Origin of the sequence: Gilliamella sp. ESL0405, assembly GCF_019469205.1 — a bacterium.
Taxonomy (GTDB): Bacteria; Pseudomonadota; Gammaproteobacteria; order Enterobacterales; family Orbaceae; genus Gilliamella.
In genome coordinates this window covers 2,164,666-2,190,040 of sequence record NZ_CP048265.1, presented here as the reverse complement: position 1 = coordinate 2,190,040, position 25,375 = coordinate 2,164,666, and the positions used below count along the sequence as shown (strand labels likewise).

General features: G+C 37.8%; 20 protein-coding genes and 4 tRNA genes. 12 read left to right on the top strand and 12 right to left on the bottom strand.

What is annotated here, in order from left to right:
- Positions 1–131: 131 nt before the first annotated feature.
- Positions 132–908, top strand: coding sequence for a pyruvate formate lyase 1-activating protein (pflA, locus tag GYM74_RS09520; RefSeq protein WP_220217984.1), 777 nt, complete (start codon positions 132–134; stop codon positions 906–908).
- A gap of 53 nt (positions 909–961) precedes the next feature.
- On the opposite strand, the gene rarD is transcribed toward pflA, so the two are convergent.
- Entirely contained in the window at positions 962–1,858 is an 897-nt protein-coding gene (gene rarD, locus GYM74_RS09515) for an EamA family transporter RarD (RefSeq protein WP_220217983.1), read from the bottom strand.
- 78 nt (positions 1,859–1,936) lie between these two features.
- A complete protein-coding gene (gene serS / locus GYM74_RS09510; protein ID WP_220217982.1) occupies positions 1,937–3,229 on the bottom strand; it encodes a serine--tRNA ligase in 1,293 nt (430 codons plus the stop codon).
- A 593-nt stretch (positions 3,230–3,822) separates the two neighbouring features.
- Here serS and GYM74_RS09505 point away from each other — a divergent pair.
- Positions 3,823–4,104 carry a DUF4190 domain-containing protein gene (locus GYM74_RS09505; RefSeq protein ID WP_220217981.1) on the top strand — a complete coding sequence of 94 codons (282 nt, stop codon included), beginning with the start codon at positions 3,823–3,825 and terminating at the stop codon, positions 4,102–4,104.
- A gap of 496 nt (positions 4,105–4,600) precedes the next feature.
- Here the strand turns inward: GYM74_RS09505 and GYM74_RS09500 are convergent.
- The 8 genes from GYM74_RS09500 to recA form a co-directional block, all read right to left on the bottom strand.
- Positions 4,601–4,677: transfer RNA gene (locus GYM74_RS09500), tRNA-Arg, on the bottom strand.
- Positions 4,678–4,696: 19 nt separating this feature from the next.
- Positions 4,697–4,773: transfer RNA gene (locus GYM74_RS09495), tRNA-Arg, on the bottom strand.
- 18 nt (positions 4,774–4,791) lie between these two features.
- Positions 4,792–4,868: transfer RNA gene (locus GYM74_RS09490), tRNA-Arg, on the bottom strand.
- A gap of 20 nt (positions 4,869–4,888) precedes the next feature.
- A tRNA-Ser gene (locus GYM74_RS09485) sits at positions 4,889–4,981 on the bottom strand.
- Between the two features lie 121 nt (positions 4,982–5,102).
- The gene (gene csrA, locus GYM74_RS09480) at positions 5,103–5,303 is read right to left on the bottom strand and encodes a carbon storage regulator CsrA (RefSeq protein WP_220217980.1); all 201 of its coding nucleotides are present in this window, start codon (positions 5,301–5,303) and stop codon (positions 5,103–5,105) included.
- A gap of 140 nt (positions 5,304–5,443) precedes the next feature.
- The gene (alaS, locus tag GYM74_RS09475; RefSeq protein WP_220217979.1) at positions 5,444–8,077 is read right to left on the bottom strand and encodes an alanine--tRNA ligase; all 2,634 of its coding nucleotides are present in this window, start codon (positions 8,075–8,077) and stop codon (positions 5,444–5,446) included.
- Positions 8,078–8,281: 204 nt separating this feature from the next.
- Positions 8,282–8,782: a regulatory protein RecX gene (locus GYM74_RS09470; protein WP_220217978.1), complete on the bottom strand. Its 501-nt coding sequence runs from the start codon at positions 8,780–8,782 to the stop codon at positions 8,282–8,284.
- A gap of 2 nt (positions 8,783–8,784) precedes the next feature.
- Positions 8,785–9,828 carry a recombinase RecA gene (gene recA, locus GYM74_RS09465; RefSeq protein ID WP_220217977.1) on the bottom strand — a complete coding sequence of 348 codons (1,044 nt, stop codon included), beginning with the start codon at positions 9,826–9,828 and terminating at the stop codon, positions 8,785–8,787.
- A 518-nt stretch (positions 9,829–10,346) separates the two neighbouring features.
- On the opposite strand from recA, the gene GYM74_RS09460 reads away from it, so the two are divergent.
- From GYM74_RS09460 to GYM74_RS09450, 3 genes are read left to right on the top strand one after another with little or no spacing between them, the layout of a single operon-like run.
- Positions 10,347–11,594 (top strand): PqiA/YebS family transporter subunit, encoded by a 1,248-nt coding sequence (locus GYM74_RS09460; RefSeq protein WP_220217976.1) that lies wholly within the window; start codon positions 10,347–10,349, stop codon positions 11,592–11,594.
- Between the two features lie 10 nt (positions 11,595–11,604).
- Positions 11,605–13,248 (top strand): intermembrane transport protein PqiB, encoded by a 1,644-nt coding sequence (gene pqiB, locus GYM74_RS09455; protein ID WP_220217975.1) that lies wholly within the window; start codon positions 11,605–11,607, stop codon positions 13,246–13,248.
- Positions 13,241–13,825, top strand: a complete 585-nt coding sequence (locus GYM74_RS09450; protein ID WP_220217974.1) for a membrane integrity-associated transporter subunit PqiC — start codon at positions 13,241–13,243, stop codon at positions 13,823–13,825. The genes pqiB and GYM74_RS09450 overlap by 8 nt, the downstream gene beginning before the upstream one ends.
- Before the next feature lie 66 nt (positions 13,826–13,891).
- On the opposite strand, the gene pabB is transcribed toward GYM74_RS09450, so the two are convergent.
- Entirely contained in the window at positions 13,892–15,628 is a 1,737-nt protein-coding gene (pabB, locus tag GYM74_RS09445) for an aminodeoxychorismate synthase component I (RefSeq protein WP_220217973.1), read from the bottom strand.
- A 1-nt stretch (position 15,629) separates the two neighbouring features.
- Positions 15,630–16,205, bottom strand: a complete 576-nt coding sequence (locus tag GYM74_RS09440; RefSeq protein ID WP_220217972.1) for an aminodeoxychorismate/anthranilate synthase component II — start codon at positions 16,203–16,205, stop codon at positions 15,630–15,632.
- A 532-nt stretch (positions 16,206–16,737) separates the two neighbouring features.
- On the opposite strand from GYM74_RS09440, the gene GYM74_RS09435 reads away from it, so the two are divergent.
- The 7 genes from GYM74_RS09435 (at position 16,738) to GYM74_RS09405 (ending at position 25,351) form a co-directional block, all read left to right on the top strand.
- Complete coding sequence (locus tag GYM74_RS09435) at positions 16,738–17,088, top strand: hypothetical protein (protein ID WP_220217971.1); 351 nt, start codon at positions 16,738–16,740, stop codon at positions 17,086–17,088.
- A gap of 162 nt (positions 17,089–17,250) precedes the next feature.
- Positions 17,251–18,762, top strand: a complete 1,512-nt coding sequence (locus GYM74_RS09430; RefSeq protein ID WP_220217970.1) for an MFS transporter — start codon at positions 17,251–17,253, stop codon at positions 18,760–18,762.
- Positions 18,763–19,318: 556 nt separating this feature from the next.
- The gene (manD, locus tag GYM74_RS09425; protein ID WP_220217969.1) at positions 19,319–20,533 is read left to right on the top strand and encodes a D-mannonate dehydratase ManD; all 1,215 of its coding nucleotides are present in this window, start codon (positions 19,319–19,321) and stop codon (positions 20,531–20,533) included.
- A 16-nt stretch (positions 20,534–20,549) separates the two neighbouring features.
- Positions 20,550–21,563 (top strand): Zn-dependent oxidoreductase, encoded by a 1,014-nt coding sequence (locus GYM74_RS09420; RefSeq protein WP_220217968.1) that lies wholly within the window; start codon positions 20,550–20,552, stop codon positions 21,561–21,563.
- Positions 21,564–21,626: 63 nt separating this feature from the next.
- Entirely contained in the window at positions 21,627–22,973 is a 1,347-nt protein-coding gene (locus GYM74_RS09415) for an MFS transporter (RefSeq protein ID WP_220217967.1), read from the top strand.
- A gap of 27 nt (positions 22,974–23,000) precedes the next feature.
- A complete protein-coding gene (locus GYM74_RS09410) occupies positions 23,001–24,485 on the top strand; it encodes a mannitol dehydrogenase family protein (protein WP_220217966.1) in 1,485 nt (494 codons plus the stop codon).
- A 182-nt stretch (positions 24,486–24,667) separates the two neighbouring features.
- Positions 24,668–25,351, top strand: a complete 684-nt coding sequence (locus tag GYM74_RS09405; RefSeq protein ID WP_220217965.1) for a GntR family transcriptional regulator — start codon at positions 24,668–24,670, stop codon at positions 25,349–25,351.
- Positions 25,352–25,375: the final 24 nt, after the last annotated feature.

Here is a 25,375-nt window from a genome sequence, read left to right as displayed (position 1 = left end):
AGCGTTATTTTCATCATTGGTTTTAATAAGCGATTATCCGATTAATACAATTGGTGTAAGAAAGTATCATATGAGTTAAAATACCTAAAATGATAAAAAAAAGTAATATGAGCAATTACTAGAGAACTTTTATGGAACAAAATATTATTATGACAACAAAGCAACCAATCAAAGGTCGCATCCACTCCTATGAGTCATTTGGTACTGTAGATGGGCCGGGTATACGTTTCATTGTTTTTTTTCAGGGTTGCTTGATGCGTTGCTTGTACTGCCACAACCGAGATACCTGGGATTTAAAAGCTGGCCGTGAAGTCACTGTTGACGAACTGATGAAAGAGATCGTTACTTACAAAAGTTTTATTATGCCTAATGGCGGGGGCGTAACCGCTTCTGGTGGCGAAGCGACACTACAATCTGAGTTTATTACTGAATGGTTTAAAGCTTGTCATCAAGAAGGTATTCATACATGTTTAGATACCAATGGTTATGCAAGACAGTTAGATCACACAGTTGAAGCACTTATGGAAGTGACAGACTTAGTCATGTTAGATCTTAAACAAATCAATGATGAAATACATCAGAAACTAGTTGGCGTACCTAATAAACGTGTGCTTGAGTTTGCCAAATATCTACAAAAAATTAATAAGCGAACATGGATACGATATGTGGTCGTTCCGGGGTGGACTGATGATGATAATTCAGCACATCTTTTAGGGCAATTTATTCAAGGTATGGAGAATATTGAGCGAGTAGAGTTATTACCCTATCATAAAATGGGCGCTTACAAATGGGATACAATAGGGGATAAATATCAGTTACAAGGGGTAGAGGCGCCACCACGAGAAACCTTAGACAGAATACAACAGATCATAGAAAGTTATGGTCAATCGGTTACATTTAGTAAATAACATGATAATAAAAAAGGTACCAGCTAGGGTACCTTTTTAGTTACTGTCCTTTTTTATTTAATTCTTTTACGCTTTATTGCCCGCAAAACAAAAATCGTTCCCTCCAGCGCAAGTACACATACTGACAACCAAATAAAGCTGTAAGAGATAATATGTTGTGTCGAGATCGATTCATGCAAAAATAGGACTGACACAAGCGTTAATAAAACGGGTTCAACATATCCAAGCAAACCAAATAATCCCAAAGGTAATAGTCGTCTTGCTAAAAAGTACATAGCAAAAGCGATAGCAGTAATGATCCCCAGCATTGGGATAAAAATATGAAAGTGCGTAATATCTCTCACACTCTGGCTAAATGGGTAATTAAAGGCGAAATAAATCACGCAGCCAATAAATATAAAAAAGAAGTCGGAAAAGGTGCCACAAATCCCCTCTATTTGCAATTTACGGCGTGTAATAAAGTAAATGGGGTAACCCAATGCAACCACTGCTGTTTCCCACGAAAATGCGCCTGTGGTATAGATTTCAACGGCTACGCCGATAGCAGCAAGGCAAACGGCAATTTTTTGCAAAAAGCTGAGTTTTTCCTGGTAAAAAATCTGACCTGAAATCACCATGGTTAATGGTAATAAGAAATAGCCTAAAGAAGCCGATAATCCATGCCCATTAAGCGGTGCCCAAATGAAAATTAACATCTGAATAGTTAACAATAGGGAGGAAAAGATCAATCCGACTAAAATCATCGGTTGCTCTCTAATACGCTTAAATAGAGCTCCAATTGCAGGCCACTGGTGTTCAATAAAGACTAACACTACTATGGCTGGAAACGAGGTTAATAAACGCCAGCAAAAGATGTCAACCACAGGAAGAGGCTGTAGCAAAACCGGATAGTAGTAAAGTAAGCCAAAAAGGCATGATGCGAGTATTGAAAGAACAACACCTTTAATCATTTTTTCACCTTTCATAAAAAAATAGCGCTAATTAATAGCGCTAAAATGAAGTAAGCAAACTTTTAGTAAATAACAGGGTTAACCTATCACTTCAACACCATTCATATATGGCACTAAAACAGAAGGAACTTTAATGCTTCCGTCTGCTTGTTGGTAGTTTTCCATGATTGCCACTAAGGTACGCCCAACAGCTAATCCAGAGCCATTTAAGGTATGGACTAAATAGGTTTTGTTATCCGCTTTATTACGATATCGAGCTTGCATTCGGCGAGCTTGGAAATCCCACATATTAGAACAAGACGAGATTTCTCGATAAGTGTTTTGAGCCGGTACCCAAACTTCAAGATCGTAAGTTTTGCATGAACCAAAGCCCATATCGCCAGTACACAATACGATTTTACGGTATGGCAATTCAAGTAGCTGTAAAACCTTTTCCGCATGCGCTGTCAGCTCTTCTAAAGCTTTCATTGATTCTTCCGGTTTAACAATTTGCACAAGTTCGACTTTATCAAACTGATGCATACGAATTAAGCCACGGGTATCTTTGCCATAAGAGCCTGCTTCAGAACGGAAACAAGGTGTATGAGCAGTCATTTTCATCGGAAGCTGGCTTTCATCAAGTATCTCATCACGCACTAAGTTAGTTACCGGCACTTCTGCGGTCGGAATTAATGCATAATTACTGCTATCGGCCTCTTCATCTAAAGGTTTCGTATGGAACAGATCACCGGCAAATTTCGGTAATTGACCAGTACCAAATAGGGTTGCTTTGTTAACAAGGTAAGGTACATAGATTTCAGCGTAGCCATGTTGCTCAGTGTGCAGATCTAACATGAACTGTGTAATCGCACGATGTAAACGGGCAATTTGCGAACGCATTACAACAAAGCGTGCGCCGGTAAGCTTAACCCCTGCTGCAAAGTCGAGACCGCCAAAACGCTCGCCTAATGCGACATGGTCTTGAACAGGAAAGTCGAAAGTTCTTGGCGTACCAAAACGTGAGATCTCAACGTTATCATTTTCGTCTTTACCGTCCGGCACAGAATCATCAGGGATATTTGGTATGTTTGCGGCAATATCTTTGATTTGGTTAAGCAGGATTTCAAGCTCTGCTTTAGCGGTATTGAGTTTATCGCCGAGTTTATTCACTTCTTCACGTACGGCGGTAATATCCTCGCCACGTGCTTTAGCTTCACCAATAGCTTTAGAACGAGCATTACGCTCTGCTTGTAAGCTTTCAGTTTCAACTTGTAATACTTTGCGTTTCTCTTCTAGTTGACCTAGGGTATCAACATCTAACTTAAATCCACGACGTGCTAATTTTTTAGCGACAAGATCCAATTCATTTCGAAGTAAATTTGGGTCCAACATAAAAAAAGTCCATTATGATTAATTAAAGGTATCTATCTACTTTAATGGTTATTTTATTATAGCAACGAGTATATTTAAAATAAAAAAAGCAGACTAAATATAAATATTTAAAATGTGAGCTTAGTATACTCGATTTATATCGGGATTCAACCGAAGCGGTACACCCAAAAAAATCTAACTGATGTTCGTCAATCTATGTAGTTCAATTGGATAAAAATAATTTTTATAAAACTATTTTTTCTTACTTATACTGCTGAATATTTTATCTTGACTATTATTCATAAAAGAAAAAACAAATACAAGTTATTAACAATCATTTTTTAGTAAAATTTATAATACCAATGCTACATTCTGTAGTTGAAGTCTATTTTTCTGTATTTCAAAGTGTAAATCAACTTTTAACCCATTTATTTAATGTTATATGTATACTTTTGCTGATCCAAATCTTATAAAAATATTTAATGGAAAAAATAAATTATTATCATTTGCATTGGTAAAGTGGAATCTATCTTGAATTGATCTGCTAAACCGATAATAATATACTTAGTCACATTTTGTCTTACTTTTCGAAACCTTTACGGAGCAAAAGATAAGTGAATCAACGACACTATCAAGTAATAAGTGGTTTAGCTATAGCTGGGATGACTTGTGGAATTATATCACTAATTCCTCTCGGTCATATAAGCATTATATTAGCTGTTATAGCTATAGTATTAAGTGCAGTTGCTAAGAGTGATATAAAAGCTAGTAATAAAAGGGGTTCCGGTTTTGCAACGGTAGGAATAGTTTGTGGAGTCATTACCCTTGTATTTTGGTTTTTGTTCATTCTGGCAATAGGCAGTGTAATGCTTTCAGTTATTTCTTCTCATGCATAAAGAATAAAGTTACGGTGAATTAAAAGCTGACAACGTCAGTTTATTATAAATACAAGATTGTATTCTAATAAATACCCAACAGTTTCAGTGATAAATGCATTTCATATCAAATATTCAATATATTGGCTTCTCAATATTTAATTCTTTAATTTCATCATTGAAAGTATAAACAAAGCTTTTAAATAATTATTTTCGTTTGTCCTTGATGTTCTTTTTATAACTTTATTTTTTTAAGTCGATGTACTTTAATTTTATTATTGCCAATTTAAAATTTAAGCTTGTACGAAGCTTTTTAAGAGCGGGTAGGGTAATATTTAAGGGGAAACATAAAAAGCTTTGTATAGTGATTTATAGCATTCAACATTTTTAAAATAGTTTGTAGTCCTAATAAGCTATAAAAAGTAAATAGCATTGTTAATGAGTATAACCTTTTATGATATTCAATATAACGTTTAATTGGCATTATAAATCGAAGAAGATTTTTAGGATGCTTAAATGGCGCACCCGAAGGGATTCGAACCCCTGACCGCTCGGTTCGAAGCCGAGTGCTCTATCCAGCTGAGCTACGGATGCGTGCAAGTTCGTAAAAAAATGGTGCATCCGAAGGGATTCGAACCCCTGACCGCCCGGTTCGTAGCCGGGTACTCTATCCAGCTGAGCTACGGATGCGTTTTGAATTTTTTAAAATGGTGCATCCGAAGGGATTCGAACCCCTGACCGCCCGGTTCGTAGCCGGGTACTCTATCCAGCTGAGCTACGGATGCATATTTTAATTTTTTAAAAATGGCGGTGAGAGAGGGATTCGAACCCTCGATGCAGCTTTTGACCGCATACTCCCTTAGCAGGGGAGCGCCTTCAGCCTCTCGGCCATCTCACCAAAACAACTACGATTATGTTTGAACAAAATCATAATGTGTGGCGCACATATTACGTTCTAGAAAAAATAAGTCAAACATTTTTTCGCTTATGCGCGCTAGTTGTTTATTTCCTGCCCAATATTACTCTTTGGGCTCAGTAGATTCATCATTTTTGTCTTGCGATTGATGAATTCTATTGTAGATTTCTTCTCTATGAATAGAAACTTCTTTAGGTGCGTTAATACCAATTCTGACCTGATTACCCTTCACGCCTAAAATGGTAATAACAACATCGTCACCAATGATAAGTGTTTCACCTACTCTCCTAGTTAAAATTAACATTAGATCTCCTAATATCAGTTAAGTATATATCCAAACAATTTTAAGATATAGCTTCGTCAGCCTTCCATCAATAAGACAGAAAGACGGAATTTTACAGAATATACCCAATGTTTAATTAACAATCACTTAAGTATATCTGGCTAACTTGCTTGTAATTTATTACTGATTTCCTTTTTTACAGAAGATAACGCTTCTGGTAACGCCGAAAGATCCATTCCACCTGCTTGGGCGAAATCAGGCCGCCCACCGCCCTTACCACCTACTTTTAATGCTAATTGAGAAACTAATTCGCCAGCTTTAACAATACCGATTAAGTCATTGGTAACACCAGCCGCTAAATTGATTTTACCGTCGTTAACAGCCGCTAAAATAATAACACCGGTTTTTAATTGATTTTTAAGATCATCAATCATTGAGCGTAATAATTTAGCTTCGACGTTATCAAGTTTAGCAATTAGTATATTTTTATTATTAACTGTTATGCATTGATCCAGTAATTGCGCACTTTGTTGGCTAGCTTTTTGTGCTTTTAACTGTTCAATGGTTTTTTCTAACAGTTTTGTTTGTTCGAGCATTTGCTCAATTCGTGATAATAAGGCTGCTTTATCACTTTTTACCAATTGTCCAATTTGCGTTAACAAATGAGATTCATGGTGAATATAATCCATCGCATTTTGACCGGTTGTAGCCTCAATACGACGTACTCCTGATGCAATGCTTGATTCAGAAGTTATTTTAAATAATCCTATATCTCCAGTTCTATCTACGTGTGTTCCTCCACAAAGTTCAATTGAGAAATCACCCATTGTCAGAACCCTAACTATATCCTCATACTTCTCACCAAATAGCGCCATAGCACCTCTATCTTTAGCATCTTGAATTGGCATTAATTCAATATCTACTATCAAATTACGACGTATTTGTTGATTGACAAGGTTTTCAATTTCAGTGATCTGCTCCGGCGTAATGGCTTGATTATGTGAAAAGTCAAAACGCAGATAGCTGTCATTAACTAATGAACCTTTCTGATGAACATGATTACCTAAAATTTGTTGTAGTGCTGCTTGCAGTAAATGTGTTGCTGAATGATTACGACGAATACGATCACGTATTTCAATATCAATAGCTGCAGTCACTATATCACCAACTTTTAAAGATCCTTTAACGATCTTACCTATATGGCCAATGCTTTTACCATATTTTTGACTGTCGGTAACTTTAAACTCAAGGTTTGCAGCCGTTAGTAAGCCTTTATCACCCACTTGGCCGCCTGATTCGCCATAAAATGGCGTTTTGTCTAAAACAACAATGGCTTGTTCGCCGCTATCAATACTTTGAACTTTTTGGCCATTTTGGAAAATTGCGATCACTTTGCCGGATGCTTCTGTGGCTTGGTAACCTAAAAACTCTGTTTGGTCGTCGAGCTTAATGACGTTACTATAATCAACACTAAAAGAACTTGATTCACGAGCACGTTTACGTTGCTCTTCCATGCATCGATTAAATCCGTCTTCATCGATAGTGATATTTTTTTCTCGACAAACATCAGCCGTTAAATCTAATGGGAATCCATAAGTATCATAAAGTTTAAACGCCACATCGCCAGGTAAGACAGAATCTGAAATTTTACCTAGTTCTTGATCTAACATCAATAAACCGCGTTCAAGCGTTTTTAAGAACTGTTCTTCTTCAATTTTAAGGGTGTCTTCAACCAATTTTTGGTTTTTGGCTAACTCAACCGCAGCACTACCCATAACTTCAATTAGTGATTTCACTAATTTATAGAAGAATATATCTTTAGCACCTAGCATATGCCCGTGGCGTACTGCTCGGCGAATAATGCGACGTAAAACGTAACCACGACCTTCATTAGACGGCACCACACCGTCAGATACTAAAAACGCGCAAGAGCGAATATGGTCGGCAATAACACGTAATGATTTACTTTCTAAGTCGTTGGTCTGAATAATTTCAGCAGCATCTTTAATTAACTTTTTAAACAGGTCAATATCGTAATTAGAATTGACATGCTGTAAAACGGCGGCTATACGTTCTAAGCCCATGCCGGTATCAACCGACGGTTTAGGTAGTGGCTCCATGGTGCCATCTGGTAAGCGATTGAATTGCATAAACACCAGATTCCAAATCTCGATAAATCTGTCACCGTCTTCATCGGCACTACCCGGTGGACCACCATAAATATGATCGCCATGGTCATAGAAAATTTCAGTACAAGGACCACAAGGGCCGGTATCACCCATTTGCCAGAAGTTATCTGATGCATACGGCGCACCTTTGTTATCGCCGATGCGAATTATGCGCTCTTGTGGTACACCAATCTCATTTTGCCAGATATCGTAAGCTTCATCATCGGTAGCATAAACAGTGACGGTTAGTTTTTCTTTCGGTAAATTAAACCACTGTTTGCTGGTTAATAATTCCCAGGCGAAATGGATTGCGTCACGTTTAAAATAGTCACCGAAACTAAAATTTCCAAGCATTTCAAAAAATGTATGGTGACGAGCTGTATAACCAACGTTATCTAAATCATTATGTTTACCGCCTGCACGAACACAACGTTGTGATGTCGTTGCTCTGGTATAAGGGCGTTTATCAATACCGAGAAAAACATCTTTAAATTGATTCATTCCCGCATTTGTAAATAAAAGAGTTGGATCATTGTGTGGAACAAGGGAACTACTTGCGACAATTTCGTGTCCTTTGCTATGGAAAAAGTCAAGAAAACTTTGACGAATTTCTGCAGTACTTTTCATTTATGCTTCCATATTAAACGATAAATTTTTAAACATAGTAATATACCCGTTACAACTTAAGTTGAAAAGTAAATATTCTTATTACAGCGGTTGATCTAGTTACTTTTATAAGTAAATAAGGAATAAAATTAAATGATCTAGCGAGCTTTATTCGTAATGGGTACGGCTTAGTTTTATGTGTTGTATTGTAGGGACTATACTTATTTAAGTCAATAAAGTATACATAGTTTTTACATCACTTTGTGTATAACCACGGTAAATTAAAAACTGAATACTTTTTTGTTTTTGCAGATTATTTTTAAGATCGATTTGTTTAAACTTTTTCTGTAATTGTTGATAAGCCAGCGCTGCCCAATCAATATCCGATGCATTCAAAAGCTGACGGCTTACCTGTTCTGGTAAACCACGTTGTTTTAACTCAACTGCGATTTTTTGTCTGCCATAACCTTTGTTAGCGCGCATGGTAATGTATTTTTCGATATATTGTGTATCATTTATCCAATTTTGACAAATGCAATATTCAATTGTGTGGCTAATCTCTTGTTTTAATTGCTGTTTAAGTTCCGGATAATCTTCATCATCACGATTTAATTTTCGGGAAAAAAACAAGACGAGTTTTTGGGTTAATTCGTAGGATGAGTGATCACGCTGTGCAAGTAATTGCACAGCTTTATTTAAAATTGATTTATCGAGCTTTTGGTCCATTATTAAAAGCTTTCTTCCTCGGTTATTGTCTCTTGGTCGTCAGCAGAAAATACCGCTGGGCTGTTGAGTAATAAGTCACGAAGTTTGGCTTCTAGTTCGTTAGCAACTTCAGGGTGTTCTTGTAAAAACTTAATGGAATTAGCTTTACCTTGACCAACTTTTTCACCGTTATAGCTGTACCAAGCACCAGCTTTATCCACTAATTTATGTTTAACACCTAAATCAATTAATTCGCCTTCTTTGGAGATACCACAACCATAAAGAATTTGGAATTCAGCTTGTCTAAATGGCGCCGCCACTTTATTTTTAACGACTTTGACACGGGTATCACTACCAATCACATCTTCGCCTTCTTTAACAGCACCGGTACGACGGATATCTAAACGCACAGAGGCGTAGAATTTTAGGGCATTACCACCCGTTGTTGTTTCCGGATTACCGAACATAACGCCGATTTTCATACGAATTTGGTTAATGAAAACAACTAAGCAGTTGGCGTTTTTAATATTGGCGGTTAATTTTCGTAATGCTTGAGACATCAATCTTGCTTGTAAGCCCATATGAGAGTCACCCATTTCGCCTTCGATTTCGGCTTTTGGTGTTAATGCAGCAACGGAGTCAACAATAATGACATCAACAGCACCAGAGCGAACCAGTGCATCACAAATTTCTAGCGCTTGTTCGCCAGTATCAGGTTGTGAAACTAATAGATCATCAACTTGCACGCCTAATTTAGCAGCATAAATTGGATCTAATGCATGTTCAGCATCAATAAATGCACATGTTTTCCCTTCTTTTTGGGCTTGCGCAATAACCGATAAGGTTAGTGTTGTTTTACCGGAAGATTCTGGCCCAAAGATTTCAACGATTCTACCCATTGGCAAACCACCGATACCTAGTGCTATATCGAGTCCTAAGGAGCCAGTAGAAACCGCATCAACATCTAGCGTTTGAGTATCACCTAAACGCATAATTGAACCTTTACCAAATTGTTTTTCGATTTGACTTAATGCAGCTGAAAGTGCACGTTGTTTGTTTTCATTCATATTATAAAATTCCAATGAGTAAGGATATGAGGCATATTATACTGTATTGTTATACAGTATCAAGCTTTTTTTATACACATTAATCATTTAGTTAATGCTTATTGGTAAAGTAGGGGATTAATAGAGAGACAGGCTATATGTGATCTGACAAGCTAACGGATATTACGTGTAGAAAATCGAACCATTTTACCACAATTTGAACGGCCGTGATTGTAACAATATTTATCAACACGCCATTTAACCGTCACCTTTTATTGGTATTGAGATTGGATGAGCTAAAAGGTCGATAATCACCAAGCTAAAATAATCAATTTTGACGATTTTTACCGTTAACACTTTCTTTAAAAAACACCATTTGATATGATGAGTGAATAAGTTTTAATCATTTACAATCGATTAAAGTGGTGATCACTCTTCATTGCTGTATAAAATTTAATTATTCAGTTTTCTACATAAACGTTATACTATTCTGAAATATCTTTACATATAAATATCAATCTAAGAGATGAAATTAAATAATGGTCTTTGATAAACAACATTATGCTTTATGTTCGCATTGTGATTTAGTCATTGAACTGACAAATGTTGGTATGGGGCACAAAGCCATTTGCCCGCGATGTCATACCACCTTAGCCAAAAATAATATTCAGATGAAATTACGAGCAAGCATGTATGCAATTTGTTCTTTAATTATGATTATTATCGCCTGCGGCTTTATCTTTATTGATATACGATTAGTCGGTAATTTTAATGGCGTGAGTGTTTTAGACATTCCTCAGATCTTATATGTAGACAAATATAGTTATATTTCAGCGCTGTTTATTTTTTTCGTATTAGTTTTTCCTGTATTAAAATTATTAATTATTATTTTACTCTGCTCGAAGTTAACTTTAACAAAGTATCGTAAACGAGATTTTCTAATCGTTTATGAAAAATTTCAACACTGGTGTATGCCGGAAATTTTTCTGACTGGTGTTTTGGTGAGTTTTGTTAAATTGATGAGTTATGGCAATATCGGTGTAACCGGGACTTTTTGGGCGTTTTGTTTATTTGTCTTTTTTTATATTAAAGCCACGGTTATTTTTACGCCCGAAACGATTTGGAATGAGATTCTTACCAATAATTTTGCATCAGATACCTTAAAGACAGGCAAAACCGGTATTAGCCAACATTTAAAACTTTGTACCTGTTGCCAGGCTATTTTGCCGGCGCATTATGCTAAATGCCCAAGATGTAAACAAAAGAGTGAACTAAGAGGGCGAAGCAAAATACAGTGGACAATAGCGCTATTGGTTACCTCTTTAATTATTTACATCCCGGCGAATGTATTTGGGATTATGATAACTGTCGTGTTTGGCTCGTCATCTTCATCGACCATTATGGATGGGGTGATATATATGTGGCAAGCGGGCGATATCCCTGTTGCTTTGGTGATTTTTACCGCCAGTGTGGTGATTCCCATTTTAAAGATCATATCATTAAGCTGGCTTTGTTATTTTGCTTTAGCAGTGAAACATAAAAATAAACACGATTGCCTAAAAATGAAGAAATTATATAATGCGGTTGAATTTATTGGTAAATGGTCAATGATTGACATTTTTGTTGTATCAGTCGTCTGCTCATTAGTCAGAAGCCAACAAATGATGGGCGTTTATCCCGATATTGGTGTGACTTTTTTTGCAACGGTGGTCATTATTACTATGATCGCATCGCAAAAGTTTGATCCTCGTTTAATTTGGGATCACACCGATAAAAAAATAAAATAATAGGAACAATATGGTAACAACAAGTAAATCAGCAAAAATTATTAAAATTAGAGCCATTTCAGCAATATGGATTATTCCTATTGTTACAGCCATTGTTGGGCTTTGGATTATCTATTCTCATTTTGCTGACCGAGGCACCTCTTTTACTTTACTGGCAAAAGATGCAAGTGGCATTGTGGCCGGTAAAACGGTGATAAAAAATCGGAGTGTCGATGTGGGTATTGTCGATGAAGTTACCCTGTCTGACGATTTTAAACAAGTTGTCATCAAAGGTCGTATCTATAATGATATGGAACCTTTGTTAAAAAATGATTCTATCTTTTGGGTGGTTAAACCCGAAATTGGTCGCGATGGTGTGACCGGCTTAGGTACTATTTTATCGGGCGTCTATATTGAATTAGCCGCCGGCAATGATACGCATAATTTCAAAAATAATCCTTTTATCCTATCTGATAACCCGCCATTATCTGACCCAAGTATAAAAGGCATTCGATTATTTTTAGAGAGCGATCAAAATGGGGTTGTTCCTCGTGGTGCTTCGGTGATGTTTAAAGGTTATCGTGTTGGTAATGTCGAAACCTCTGAATTTGATGTCGAAAATCGAAGAATGAAATATCAAGTTTTTATCACTACACCTTATGACTCGTTAGTAACCGAAAATGTCAGATTTTGGAAAGAAGGGGGCGTTAATTTCTCGTTATCTTCTCAAGGTGCCAGCCTTGATTTACCTTCTTTAGATGTCCTTATGTCCGGTGGTATTAGTTTTGACTTACCTGACGGCGCAAAATTAGGCGACCCGGCTAAGCAGTACGATGTGTATAAATTGTATGAAGGTAAAAAATCAATTCAAGATTCTCAATATACCAATTATAAAGAGTTTCTTATCATGCTTAATGATTCAATTTCGGGATTATCTGAAGGAACATCCGTTGAGTATCATGGTATAAGACTTGGTACCGTGAGCAAAGTTCCGTTTTATACCCCGGATATGTTGAAAAACACGTCAATTTTAAATCAAAAAGTGCCGGTGTTAATTAGAATAGAGCCGGATCGTTTATCGGAATTAGTCGATGATAAAATTGACATTGCCAATTTGATTATTGAAGAGCAAAAAAATGGTTTAAGAGCTTCATTGAAAACCTCAAACATGTTCACTGGTGCGCTGTATATTGATTTGGATTTTTATCCTGACTTAAAAGATAAATACGATCCAAATTTAGCGCATCAATATGGTTATGATACCATTGAAGCAACGTCGACCGGATTTGCTCAAATACAAGCTAAAATATTGCATCTATTGGATAATTTTAATAATTTACCACTCAATAACACCATGACTGAGTTTAATCAATCCTTAGCGTCAAGCCAGCGTTTAATGGATTCATTAAATAAAATTATGGCGAGTAAAGAGATGCAAAATATGCCAAAAGAGTTACAAAAGACAATACGGTCTTTAAATGAAACCATGAAAGGATTGCAACCGGGTTCAGAACTGAATAACCAGATGAAAGAGAGTTTACAAAAAGCTCAACAGGTTATGGATGAATTAACACCGTTACTTAAGACGCTTAACAGTAAAAGTAATGCGTTGATTTTTTCAGCCCCAAATAAAAAAGACGAAGAACCTAAAGCAAGAGGAATAAACAATGAATAAATTTATCAAGACGTTAGTTGTCACGGCATGTTTAACGACAACCGGGTTATTAGCCGGCTGTTCATCGAAATCGATTGGTAAAAGTTATTATCAACTTTCCAGTAACATTAGTAATGTGCTTACCCAAACTATGCAAACCAAGAAAAACTTTATGTGGATTGAGTCAGTTGAAGTTGCTGATTTTCTCAATAAACCGGGCATTGTTTTGCAAACAAGAGACATAAATTATGTTACTGCCAATAACCATTTATGGGTATCAACACTTTCGCAACAATTACGCGATCGTTTAGAACAAGACTTAATGCGATTGTTGCCAAATTATTTGGTATCAAATCAAGCTATCGCAACGCCAACACTTAGAGTAAAACTCTATATTGATGCTTTTTACGGTAGTTATACCGGTGATGCAGTGATAAAAGGTCGCTGGGTAGTGGGTGATAGCAGAGATAGACTTTATACTAAAGCTTTTGAGCGCCATGTTCCACTAACAAGAAATGGTTATGATGCATTAGTTAAAGCCCTATCAAGAGGTTGGCAAGATATCGAGTTCGATTTTGCTAATTCGATTAGACAATAAACTAGCTCTAAACATTCCGTCAAGTGATTGACGGAATGTGCTACCTAATCAATATCCATTCAATTGTTATCGGTACGCTTTTTTAAACTCTTCAAACACGCTGTTATCAATCTCGACCCACTTTCTGACACTATTAATAAAGGCGATTTTTTCGGCTTGCAATAGTTCGTTTTTACTAATGGTTTTTTCCAATATTTTTTGGTTGTCTAAATAGTATTGCCGCATAGTACCCGGCAACAGCCCGCTACTGATTTTAGGGGTAAACCATTGTTGATTGATTAGTACAACAATATTGCCATTGACAAATTCGGTTATTTCGTCGTTTTGGTTGAAATTAATGTACTCTTTTCCTGTTGTTAACGTCGGGAAATGGTGGCGATTGCTGGTTTTGTGATAAAGATAAACATTATTGCTATTGACACACTGTGGTGCAAAAACCAGCTTATTGATCTGCATTGGCGCCGATATAGCATCGATAGTGATCAAAGCATTGCCTTGTGCAGGTTGCTCGATGCGCAATTTATAGCGACCTTGAGCATAACTATTAGCAATCTGAGCCAGTTGCTGGTTGATATTGGTAATATCACAGTTAAAGTCGAAATAATGCGCAGACTGAGTTAAGCGGGTTAAATGCTCATCCGGCAACCAAATTTGTCCGTTTTCAAGCAATAATGACTCGATAATCGCGTCCGGTGTGCAAGCGGTGCGAGTTAAAATGGCGCTTTTAGCCAAAACTTCGTCATATTCATCTTGTGATGTTGAATCCCAGGTGATCCCACCGCCGACGCCATAATGTAACTGCCCGTCATGTATGGTTAAGGTGCGAATAGGAATATTAAATATGGCTTTATTTTTTAACGGTTCAATATACCCAATAGTGCCACAGTAAACACCTCGTGCTGAGTTTTCAATATTAGCAATAATTTGCATGGTGCTGGTTTTGGGGGCGCCAGTAATTGAGCCACAAGGAAATAGCGCTTGAAAGATTTGATATAAATTGGTCTGCGGCTTTAATTGGCCTTCAACGGTAGAGGTTAGCTGCCAAACCGTTGGATATTTCTCGGCTGTAAACAGCTTAGGTACATGAACGGTACCGGGCTTGGAAATTTGGCTTAAATCATTGCGCAGTAAATCAACTATCATCATATTTTCAGCTTGATTTTTATCTGACATCAACAGCGCTAATTGTTGCTCATCGTGTTGATAACTCATGCCTCTTGGGGTTGTTCCCTTCATCGGTTTGGTGGTGATAGTTTGCTTATCTAACTTAAAAAAAAGCTCCGGCGAAATGGATAAAATACAATAATTATCAAATTCGATATAAGCACAATAACCAGCATGGTTATTTTTTTGCAAAAAATGATAATAATCAATAGGTTTATCATTAAACGGGGCAGTTAATTTAATCGTATAGTTAGTTTGATAAGTATTGCCGGAGGCGATTTGCTGTCGAATATAATCTATTTTTTGCTGATATTGATCAATCTTGGTATCACTGACTAAGTCAAACGCAGGCGGGGTATAGTCATCAAAATAGGGTGGTTGTTGGGTACTATAGCCGTCAAAAATACCAAATAGCACAAGAGGGGCATCATGCTTACAAGGGGATTTGGTTTTCATCGCCAAATTAAAACCTGTCGCACTTTCATAAGCCAGATAGCCAACCGCATAATAACCTTGATCGGTAAACTTTTCGATCTCATCAATCTGTTGTTTGATAGCGTTGGGATTATCGGTTTTAACTATTTTGATCGGATCGCAAAAATAACGACGCTCGCCTTCAAAATCGATATAAATTTTCATATTACGGTTGCTCATTAACAAAATTGTGGATCATTTGTAAACCAAACTCAGTTTTGATCGCTTCGGGGTGAAATTGTACCGATTCAATCGGCTGTGTTTTATGGCGCAATCCCATAATTAACCCTTGCTTATTTTGGGCGGTGACCATTAAAGGTGACTGATGAGGGGGTGCTTGATTATCCGCTATCAGTGAATGATAGCGCACCACAGACAATGGATTTTTAAGCCCTTTAAATAGTCCTTGCTCATCATGGACAATGGTATCAATCTTGCCATGCATTGGCATCGGCGCTTTGATAATTGAATAACCATAATATTGCGCAATGATTTGATGACCTAAACAGATCCCAAGTATTGGGCATTTTCCGGCAAACTCATCAACTACAGCCAGCGAGATGCCAGCACTATTTGGCTCGCCCGGTCCCGGTGAAATAACAATTTTAGAAAACGCGAGCTGTTTTAACTGTGCAATGGTTTTTTCATCATTTTTGATAACCCCAACATTGGCACCCGCTCGGCATAGGTAATCATAAATATTAAAGGTAAAAGAATCGTAGTTATCAATAAGTAGTATCAAAGTTTTATCCGTTGAAAATAGCAAATTAACGCGTTGTCGATGATTAATTTTATTTAATCCAAAATTAACCAGATAGCTTTCATTATACAAATAACGCCACTAAAAAAAGAGAGACGACCAATAATAAATACGTGTTTTATGGTTTTTTTACTTAAACGCCTATGTTTTCTGAAAGTTTTTGACAAGATTAGCGTCTTTTTTGTGATTGCTTTCACAAAAACATACAACTCTACTTGTATGGTAGTGTCTAGGTAGTTATTTTGTCATTGCTGAAATTGACACGAACGGTTTGAAATGAAACGGATCAACGCTGATAGCGCATCTGAAAGATTTGACTACTCTGGCATCGCTAAGTTACCTGCGTTTATCCCCAAATAACTGCTGTCTAAATATTAAATTGATTAATCAGGATTATTTGACAATTAACTCATCTTTCTGACGAATCAACCAAAGCGCAGATTGAAAAATAGAGGCGGTTTATTCATTTCATATTGAGTTAAAGAAAATGGTGAAGGTGTTAAAGGAGTAGGTTATGGCTTTTATTCATCAAACTTTTCGATTAAACAATCAAGTAGATCAAAAACCATGTCTGCCATTCCACCGACCTTTACTTCTGTTAGATTGCGGTTTTGATCGGAGCGTTAATTGTTACACAACCCCTATGGCTGATTTTCAAAAAATCAAAATAGCCAGATCGAACAGACTCAACCGTTCACAGCGGAGCTTTATTGATACTCAAACAACTGCGCAAACGCATTTCACCCTACTTACTGTTCCTAAACTATCGATGCCATATGTTCGCATGCGAACAGTGTTAGAGCGTTTAAGTGTTGGTGGTGCTGTTCAATATTCTCACTCAATTTTAGATAACTTTTTTAGATAAATAACTTTGTTGGTCAATTGGCTTGCGATTACCGCATTGCTTACCCTGACCGATTGCCTGGAAATACTCAAGCTGGTTTTACATTTTGAGTGGCTAGAGCAAGCAAAGCGATGAGAAGAGATAAATAGTCACAATGTTTTTGATAAACGGAAGGAATTAACAATGGACACTAAAATGATTAAAAATAGGAAAGTAACGCTTCCTATAGCAATTGGTTATGGTCTTACAGATATCATGGGCGGGGGCGCATTTACCATTATTGGTGCATGGCTACTGTTTTTCTACACAACCTTCGTTGGATTAACGCCACTTCAAGCGGCATCGATTGTGGCAATAGCAAGGATTGTTGATGCAATAATTAGCTTATTTATGGGGAGTTTTACCGATCACTTTTATCAATATAAATTGGGGCAAAAGTTTGGACGTCGGCGGTTTTTCTTATTAATTGGCTCGCCATTGATGTTACTTTATGCATTACTTTGGATAGTGGGCATGAACTTTTGGTTTTATCTTACTGCCTATCTCGTGTTTGAAATTGTAGCAGCAATTGTACTTATCCCGTGGGAAACACTCCCTTCAGAGATGACCAAAGATTATAATGACCGAACAAAATTATCTACCGGCAGAATGTTTTTATCTGCCTGCGGTACATTTTTAGCTACATTTGTTCCGGGGGTATTGATTCACTATTTGGGTGAAAATAATGCCTATGCCTATTTTATCAATGGATTATTATTTGCGGTTATTTTTGCCGTATGCGTCTTTATCTCATATAAAGTGACATGGGAAAGAGAGCCAACCGCCGAAATGTTAGCACAATTGAATAAAGCTCCCGTCAAAAAAAGCTGGGCAGAAAGATTGGATTTGTTAAAAAAACTATTTTCTCAATACTTTTCAACGTTAAATATCAAAGCATTTCGTCGCCATTTAGCGATTTATCTTTGTTCATTTACCGCAAAAGATGTGTTTAATACTGTCTTTGTATTTTTTTGCGTATATTGTTTAGCAGTCCCTTCATCTTTAGCCGCCAGTCTGCTTTCGCTCAGTATTATCGGCTTACCCATTACCTTAATTGCCGGTTTTGCCATGGTAAAATATGGTCCGGGTAAATTATATACATTCTCTTACTCGACAATGATTATTTGTCTCATCGGTTTTTATGGGGTTTATATCTTTAACCCGGACTCAAAAATATTACTGCTTTATGTGTTTGCGGTTTGTTATCAAGCAGGTCGAGCCGTTCTTGAGTTTACCCCTTGGAACGTGTTTCCATTTATTCCGGATGTCGATGAAATATTAACCCGACAACGACGGGAAGGATTATATGCCGCTGTAATGACATTCGGCCGAAAAACCACCGTGGCGATTGCAACCTTTATTGTCGGGCTGATTTTACAGCATGGCGGATTTGTTCAAGGTAGTGCTGTACAAAGTGATCAAGCTATCACCACCATTGGTTTACTGTTTTTAGGTGGAACAGGCGGATTATTATTGATCGCCCTAATCTTTGCCCTTACCTTCAGACTCAATAAACAGACTCATACCATATTAGTGCATGAGATCGACAGACTAAAAAACGGTGGTGCAAAGCAGGAAGTGACTGAAGAAACCCGAAAAGTGGTTGAAGATCTGACCGGTCACGAATATGAAAATGTTTGGCGAGCTGTTAAATAGTGCAAGAAAGTTTTAACCATTAACTTATTAAACTTGCTTTAGCGTATCGCTATACCGATACGCTATTTACTGAAAACCTAAACTATCGAACAATTTAATTAACTTATTGATAAAATTTTTTATTAAAAAGATCCATTATCAGCACATTCCTCTGTTTTTTACTTAAACGTCTATATTTTCTGAAACTTCTTGACAAGATTTGCTTGTTGTTTGAAATGTGTTTTACGCAATCAAAACAATCAAGCTTGCTCTAGCGCCCAACCTATTAATTGCGACATATCTTGCTTAAGCGTACGTGCTATACCGATACGCTATTTACTGGAAACCTAAACTATCGAACAATTTAATTAACTTATTGATGAAATTTTTTATTAGAAAGATCTATTATCAGCACATTCCTCTGTTTTTTACTTAAACGTATATATTTTCTGAAACTTCTTGACAAGGTTTGCTTGTTTTTTGTGATGCCTCTCACAAAAACATACAACTCTACTTGTATGGTAGTATTTATGTGTTTATTTTTATCGCACAGAAATCCAAAAAAAAGAGGTTTGAAATGAAAATAGTTAAAGCAGAAGTTTTTGTATGTAGTCCGGGAAGGAACTTTGTCACCCTAAAAATCACCACCGATGAAGGTGTGTATGGTGTTGGTGATGCTACGCTTAACGGGCGTGAGCTATCGGTTGCATCTTATCTTAAAGACCACCTATGTCCGCAACTCATAGGGCGTGACCCGCAGCAAATTGAGGATATTTTTCAGTACTTTTATAAAGGGGCTTACTGGCGCCGTGGACCGGTTACGATGTCGGCAATATCTGCCATTGATATGGCGCTGTGGGATATTAAGGGCAAACTTGCCAATATGCCACTCTATCAATTATTGGGCGGTGCTTCACGCACGGGCGTTATGGTTTATTGCCACACAACTGGCGCCAGTATTGATGAAGCGCTCGACGATTATGCCAAACACAAAGAAATGGGCTTTAAAGCTATTCGGGTGCAGTGCGGTATACCGGGTATGAAAACAACATATGGTCAAAGTAAAGGTAAAAATTTGGCCTATGAACCGGCAACACGTGGCAATTATCCGGAAGAGCAGTTCTGGGCAACCGATAAATATCTTGATTTTACCCCTAAATTGTTTGAAGCCGTTCGCAATAAATTTGGCTTTAACGAGCATTTATTACATGACATGCACCACCGCTTAACGCCGATTGAAGCCGCTCGTTTCGGTAAAAGTGTTGAAGATTACCGACTATTTTGGATGGAAGATCCCACACCGGCAGAAAATCAAGAATGTTTTCGCTTGATTCGTCAACATACTGTCACGCCAATTGCAGTGGGTGAAGTATTCAACAGTATTTGGGACTGCAAACAGTTGATTGAAGAGCAATTGATTGACTATATCCGAACCACCATAACTCATGCCGGCGGTATCACACATATGCGACGCATTGCTGATTTTGCTGCACTTTATCAAGTCAGAACTGGCTCACATGGACCGTCAGATTTATCGCCTATTTGTCATGCTGCGGCGCTACATTTTGATATGTGGGTACCGAACTTTGGCGTACAAGAATTTATGGGATATTCCGAGCAGATGCTCGAGGTGTTCTCGCCAAATTGGACGTTTAACGACGGTTATATGCATCCAAGTGACAAACCGGGATTGGGTATCGATTTCGATGAAAAACTTGCTGCTAAATATCCGTATAACCCCGCTTATTTACCGATTGCTCGTTTAGAAGACGGCACTTTATGGAATTGGTAATTTAACAGGAGCAAATATGAAAAGCGTAGTGATTAAACAACCTAACGAGTTGGTGATTGAAGAGCGAGAGCTGCCAAAACCGGCGAAAGGTGAGGTGAGAGTAAAAATCAAATTAGCCGGGATATGCGGTTCTGATAGCCATATCTATCGTGGTCATAACCCTTTTGCTAAATATCCAAGAGTGATTGGGCATGAATTTTTTGGTGTGATCGATGCGGTCGGTGAAGATGTAGATAGTAGCCGAATTGGTGAGCGAGTTTCGGTCGATCCGGTTATCAGTTGTGGACATTGTTATCCGTGCTCGGTCGGTCGTCCTAATGTTTGCACAAGCTTAACAGTACTGGGTGTTCATCGTGACGGAGGATTTAGTCAGTATGCAACGGTACCCAGTGCTAACGCCTACACAATTCCTGATGAAATAAGTGATGAATTTGCGGTTATGATTGAACCGTTTACTATTGCGGCTAATGCAACCGGACAGTTGTATCCCACCGAACACGATGTGGCATTAATTTATGGTGCAGGTCCAATGGGGTTAACTTCATTGCAAGCACTTAAAGGCGTATACAAGGTTAAACAAGTGATTGTTGTTGATCGCATCGATGAGCGTTTAAACATGGCGCAATTATCTGGCGCTGATCGCATAATCAATAACAGCAATTTAGCATTAAAAGATGAACTCGATAAATGCAATATCAAACCAACACTGATTATTGATGCCGCTTGTCATCCATCAATTTTACAAGAAGCTATCACCATTGCTTCGCCAGCAGCAAGAATTTTAATTATGGGCTTTTCAAGTGATCCTTGCCAAATCACTCAACAAGGGATCACCAGTAAAGAGCTATCTGTTTTTTCTTCTCGCTTAAATGCCAATAAATTCCCGATTGTGATTGATTGGTTGAAGAAGAAATTGATCGATCCGCAAAAATTAATCACGCATCAATTTGATTATACCAACGTGGCAGAAGCTATAGAGACTTTCGAGAAAGATCAAAAATCGTGTTGCAAGGTGTTATTAACCTTTTGAGTGATTTTAAACAAAGCCTAAAGCGTGACTTTGTTATATAGATAAATTATAAGTGAGTAGAATATGAGTAATATAGGAAATAATAAAAGTGAAAGAAACACTTCGGATCTGGTTAAAGCAGCGGTTTCTGGTTGGCTTGGTACGGCATTAGAGTTTATGGACTTTCAGTTGTACTCTTTAGGGGCAGCACTGGTTTTTCATGAAATATTCTTCCCTGAACATTCAGCAATCATGGCGTTGATTTTGGCAATGGGCACTTATGGTGCTGGTTATGTGGCTAGAATTATTGGGGCTTTTGTGTTTGGTCGAATGGGGGATGCCATTGGTCGAAAAAAAGTTCTGTTTATTACTATTACCATGATGGGCGTATGCACAACGTTAATTGGGGTTTTACCAACCTATGCGCAAGTCGGTATTTTTGCCCCGTTGATGCTGGTTATTTTACGTATTGTTCAGGGCTTAGGGGCAGGGGCTGAAATTTCTGGCGCCGGCACCATGTTAGCTGAATATGCACCAAAGGGGAAAAGAGGAATCGTCTCTTCATTGGTGGCAATGGGAACTAACTGCGGTACATTAAGTGCAACCGCAATATGGGCGTTGATGTTCTTTTTATTAGACAAAGATCAGTTAGTGGCTTGGGGCTGGCGAGTGCCGTTTATTGCCAGTGTTGTGGTGATGATTTTTGCCATTTGGTTACGCTTGAATTTAAAAGAAAGCCCGGTATTTGATGAAGTAAATGATAAACAGAGCCATCAACAAGTCGATAAGCAACCAGTTAAACCTATTTCTTTGCTTGAAATGTTTAAAAGCAAATCGTTCTGGTTGGCCACCGGACTGCGTTTTGGTCAAGCCGGCAATTCCGGATTGATTCAAACTTTTTTAGCCGGTTATTTAGTGCAAGCACTATTATTTAATAAAAGCATCCCAACAGATGCGTTGATGATAAGCTCGATTGTTGGCTTTTTTACCATTCCTTTATTAGGTTGGTTATCCGATAAAATTGGTCGCCGTATTCCCTATATTATTATGACGCTGTCAGCGATATTGCTTGCTTATCCGATGTTATCGATAATTGTTGATAAAGATAATTCAGTTAATACTATTACGTTATGTTTGATTCTTATTCATAATATTGCAGTATTAGGGTTATTTGCTCTAGAAAACATTACCATGGCTGAAATTTTTGGCGCCAGAAATCGATTTACGCAAATGGCGATTTCCAAAGAAGCCGGTGGTCTTATTGCGGTGGGATTTGGTCCAATTTTAGCCGGTATTTTTTGCAATATAGTTCAAGACTGGTGGCCAATTGTTGTCATGATTATTGTTTACTCGTGTATTGGTCTTATCTCGGCTATCTGTATGCCGGAAGTAAAAGATCGTAATCTAGCTGACTTAAATGATGCAGCGTAATAAAGTCAATTTTGGTGGAAAAGAACAATGAGATTATCAAATCAAACATTATCACAACTGCCACAACAAGTTGTGGTACCTAACTATGACAGAAACAAGCTGAAAACAAAAATTGTTCATCTCGGCTTTGGCGCTTTTCATCGGGCTCATCAAGCTGTTTACGCTGATATCCTTGCAAGTGAGCAGGGTAGTGACTGGGGCTATTGTGAAGTCAATCTGATTGGTGGTGAAAAGCAGATTGAAGATCTAAAACAGCAAGATTATCTATTTAGCGTGTGCGAGATGTCCTATGATGATTGGTCAACACGGGTGGTTGGCGTGGTTAAACAAGCGCTACATGCCGATGTCGACGGTATCAGTAAAGTTTTAGAGGTGATGACGCGCCCAGAGATCGCCATTGTCTCCATAACCGTTACTGAGAAAGGCTACTGTTACTTACCGACTACTGCATCAATCGATACGCATAACGAACTTATCAAGTATGACATAGCCAATCCTACCAAACCGAAAACCGTGCCGGGCGTAATTGTCGAGGCGCTACGTTTACGTCAAGAAAAAGGCTTACCTGCTTTTACGGTCATGTCTTGTGACAATATGCCTGAAAACGGGCATGTCACACGAAATGTGGTGTTAGCATTAGCCAAAATGCGTGATGCAAAATTGGCACAATGGATTGAAGAAAATGCCAGTTTCCCATCCACTATGGTTGATCGCATTGTGCCGGCTGCGACCAATCAAACTATGGAAAAAATCCAACAGCAACTTGGCGGCATTGACGATCCTGCCGGTATTGCGGGCGAACCATTTAAACAATGGGTTATTGAAGATAATTTTGTCGCCGGTCGTCCTCAATGGCAAAAAGCAGGGGCTGAGCTGGTCAATGACGTTTTACCTTATGAAGAGATGAAACTACGTATGTTAAATGGTAGCCACTCCTTTTTGGCTTACCTTGGCTATTTGGGTGGATATCGGCATATCGATGAATGTATGCAAGATGCAAATTATGTCAAAGCTGCTCGTCATCTTATGTTGCAAGAGCAAGCACCGACATTAAAAGTTAAAGGTGTCGATTTACAGGCATATGCTGATTCCTTGCTTGACCGTTATCGCAATACCGGATTGAAACATCGTACTTGGCAAATTGCAATGGATGGTACATTGAAGTTACCTCAACGTATGCTTGATTCGATCCGCTATCATCTGGCGCATAATACCGCTTTTGATTGCTTAGCTTTGGGTGTGGCAGCTTGGATGCGTTACGTCAGTGGCATAGACGATGCGGGTCATTTAATTGAAGTATGCGACCCTTCAGTTGATAAAATAAAAGCATTAGTTGCCAATAGCGCAGATAATCATGAACGGGTTAAGGCACTGCTTTCATTAACTCATGTGTTTGGTGAGGATTTAACTAATAACTCAAAATTCATTGATCACGTGACAGACGCTTACATTTCTTTACGTAATATTGGCGCTAAACAAACGGTTGAAAAATTGGCACAAAATTTCTCCTAGCGCCTAATTTCATTTCAAATAATGACAGTGTAATGCTCGCAAGACATTACACTTTTTATTTCGATGTAAATGGATCATGATTTATCTTCCAATATTTAACGCTATTGTTTAAAAAAACTTTTCTTATATTTAAAAATCCCCTACTATTCTCGGTTATCTAATCGCTTATATAAGAATGGTATATGTTTAAATCTATTGACTTAAATATTTCTGAACCTGTTAATCAACAAATTTATCGCACGTTAAGAAGAGCTATTATCACTTGTCAGGTATTACCGGGCGTTTTATTGTCAGAAAAAGAGATTTCGGGGCAATTTAATGTTTCACGGCAACCAGTTCGTGAAGCTTTTATAAAATTGGCTGAAGCGGGTTTAGTGCAGATCTTGCCTCAAAGAGGCACGTATGTAACAAAGATATCGATTAAAAAAGTGGTTGACGGGCAATTTATTCGTGAAGCGGTGGAATGTGCCATTATTAAACGAGTGGCACAGGAAATTAGCGATTTAGATATCGCTTTGTTACAGAAAAATCTTGATGAGCAAAAAGAGGCGAATGCACGTAAGGATATTCGTTTTTTCTTGCAAAAAGATGATGAATTTCATCAAATTTTAATGAATGTCATTGATTGCCAAATGGCATGGGAAACGGTTGAAAATATCAAAGCGATGATGGATAGAGCAAGATTTTTAACTTTAGGTGATATTTCCCAGCCGGAAGATCTGGTTAAACAGCATGAGAAAATTTTAGTTGCGTTAAAAAATCATGATCCGGAGCTTGCAGCGCAAGCCCAACATGAACATTTATCGGCAATATTACAAACAATTAAAATTATCTCACAGCAAAAAAATGAATGGTTTGTCGATTAGTTGATATAAATAAAATCATAAATA

Coding starts and splice junctions, on each gene's coding strand:
- GYM74_RS09410 (WP_220217966.1), top strand. CDS start 23,001: ATGAGATTATCAAATCAAACATTATCACAACTGCCACAACAAGTTGTG.
- GYM74_RS09420 (WP_220217968.1), top strand. CDS start 20,550: ATGAAAAGCGTAGTGATTAAACAACCTAACGAGTTGGTGATTGAAGAG.
- GYM74_RS09470 (WP_220217978.1), bottom strand. CDS start 8,782: ATGGACCAAAAGCTCGATAAATCAATTTTAAATAAAGCTGTGCAATTA.
- rarD (WP_220217983.1), bottom strand. CDS start 1,858: ATGATTAAAGGTGTTGTTCTTTCAATACTCGCATCATGCCTTTTTGGC.
- csrA (WP_220217980.1), bottom strand. CDS start 5,303: ATGTTAATTTTAACTAGGAGAGTAGGTGAAACACTTATCATTGGTGAC.
- GYM74_RS09460 (WP_220217976.1), top strand. CDS start 10,347: ATGGTCTTTGATAAACAACATTATGCTTTATGTTCGCATTGTGATTTA.
- manD (WP_220217969.1), top strand. CDS start 19,319: ATGAAAATAGTTAAAGCAGAAGTTTTTGTATGTAGTCCGGGAAGGAAC.
- GYM74_RS09430 (WP_220217970.1), top strand. CDS start 17,251: ATGGACACTAAAATGATTAAAAATAGGAAAGTAACGCTTCCTATAGCA.
- serS (WP_220217982.1), bottom strand. CDS start 3,229: ATGTTGGACCCAAATTTACTTCGAAATGAATTGGATCTTGTCGCTAAA.
- GYM74_RS09450 (WP_220217974.1), top strand. CDS start 13,241: ATGAATAAATTTATCAAGACGTTAGTTGTCACGGCATGTTTAACGACA.
- recA (WP_220217977.1), bottom strand. CDS start 9,828: ATGAATGAAAACAAACAACGTGCACTTTCAGCTGCATTAAGTCAAATC.
- pqiB (WP_220217975.1), top strand. CDS start 11,605: ATGGTAACAACAAGTAAATCAGCAAAAATTATTAAAATTAGAGCCATT.
- GYM74_RS09405 (WP_220217965.1), top strand. CDS start 24,668: ATGTTTAAATCTATTGACTTAAATATTTCTGAACCTGTTAATCAACAA.
- GYM74_RS09435 (WP_220217971.1), top strand. CDS start 16,738: ATGGCTTTTATTCATCAAACTTTTCGATTAAACAATCAAGTAGATCAA.
- alaS (WP_220217979.1), bottom strand. CDS start 8,077: ATGAAAAGTACTGCAGAAATTCGTCAAAGTTTTCTTGACTTTTTCCAT.
- GYM74_RS09415 (WP_220217967.1), top strand. CDS start 21,627: ATGAGTAATATAGGAAATAATAAAAGTGAAAGAAACACTTCGGATCTG.
- pflA (WP_220217984.1), top strand. CDS start 132: ATGGAACAAAATATTATTATGACAACAAAGCAACCAATCAAAGGTCGC.
- pabB (WP_220217973.1), bottom strand. CDS start 15,628: ATGAAAATTTATATCGATTTTGAAGGCGAGCGTCGTTATTTTTGCGAT.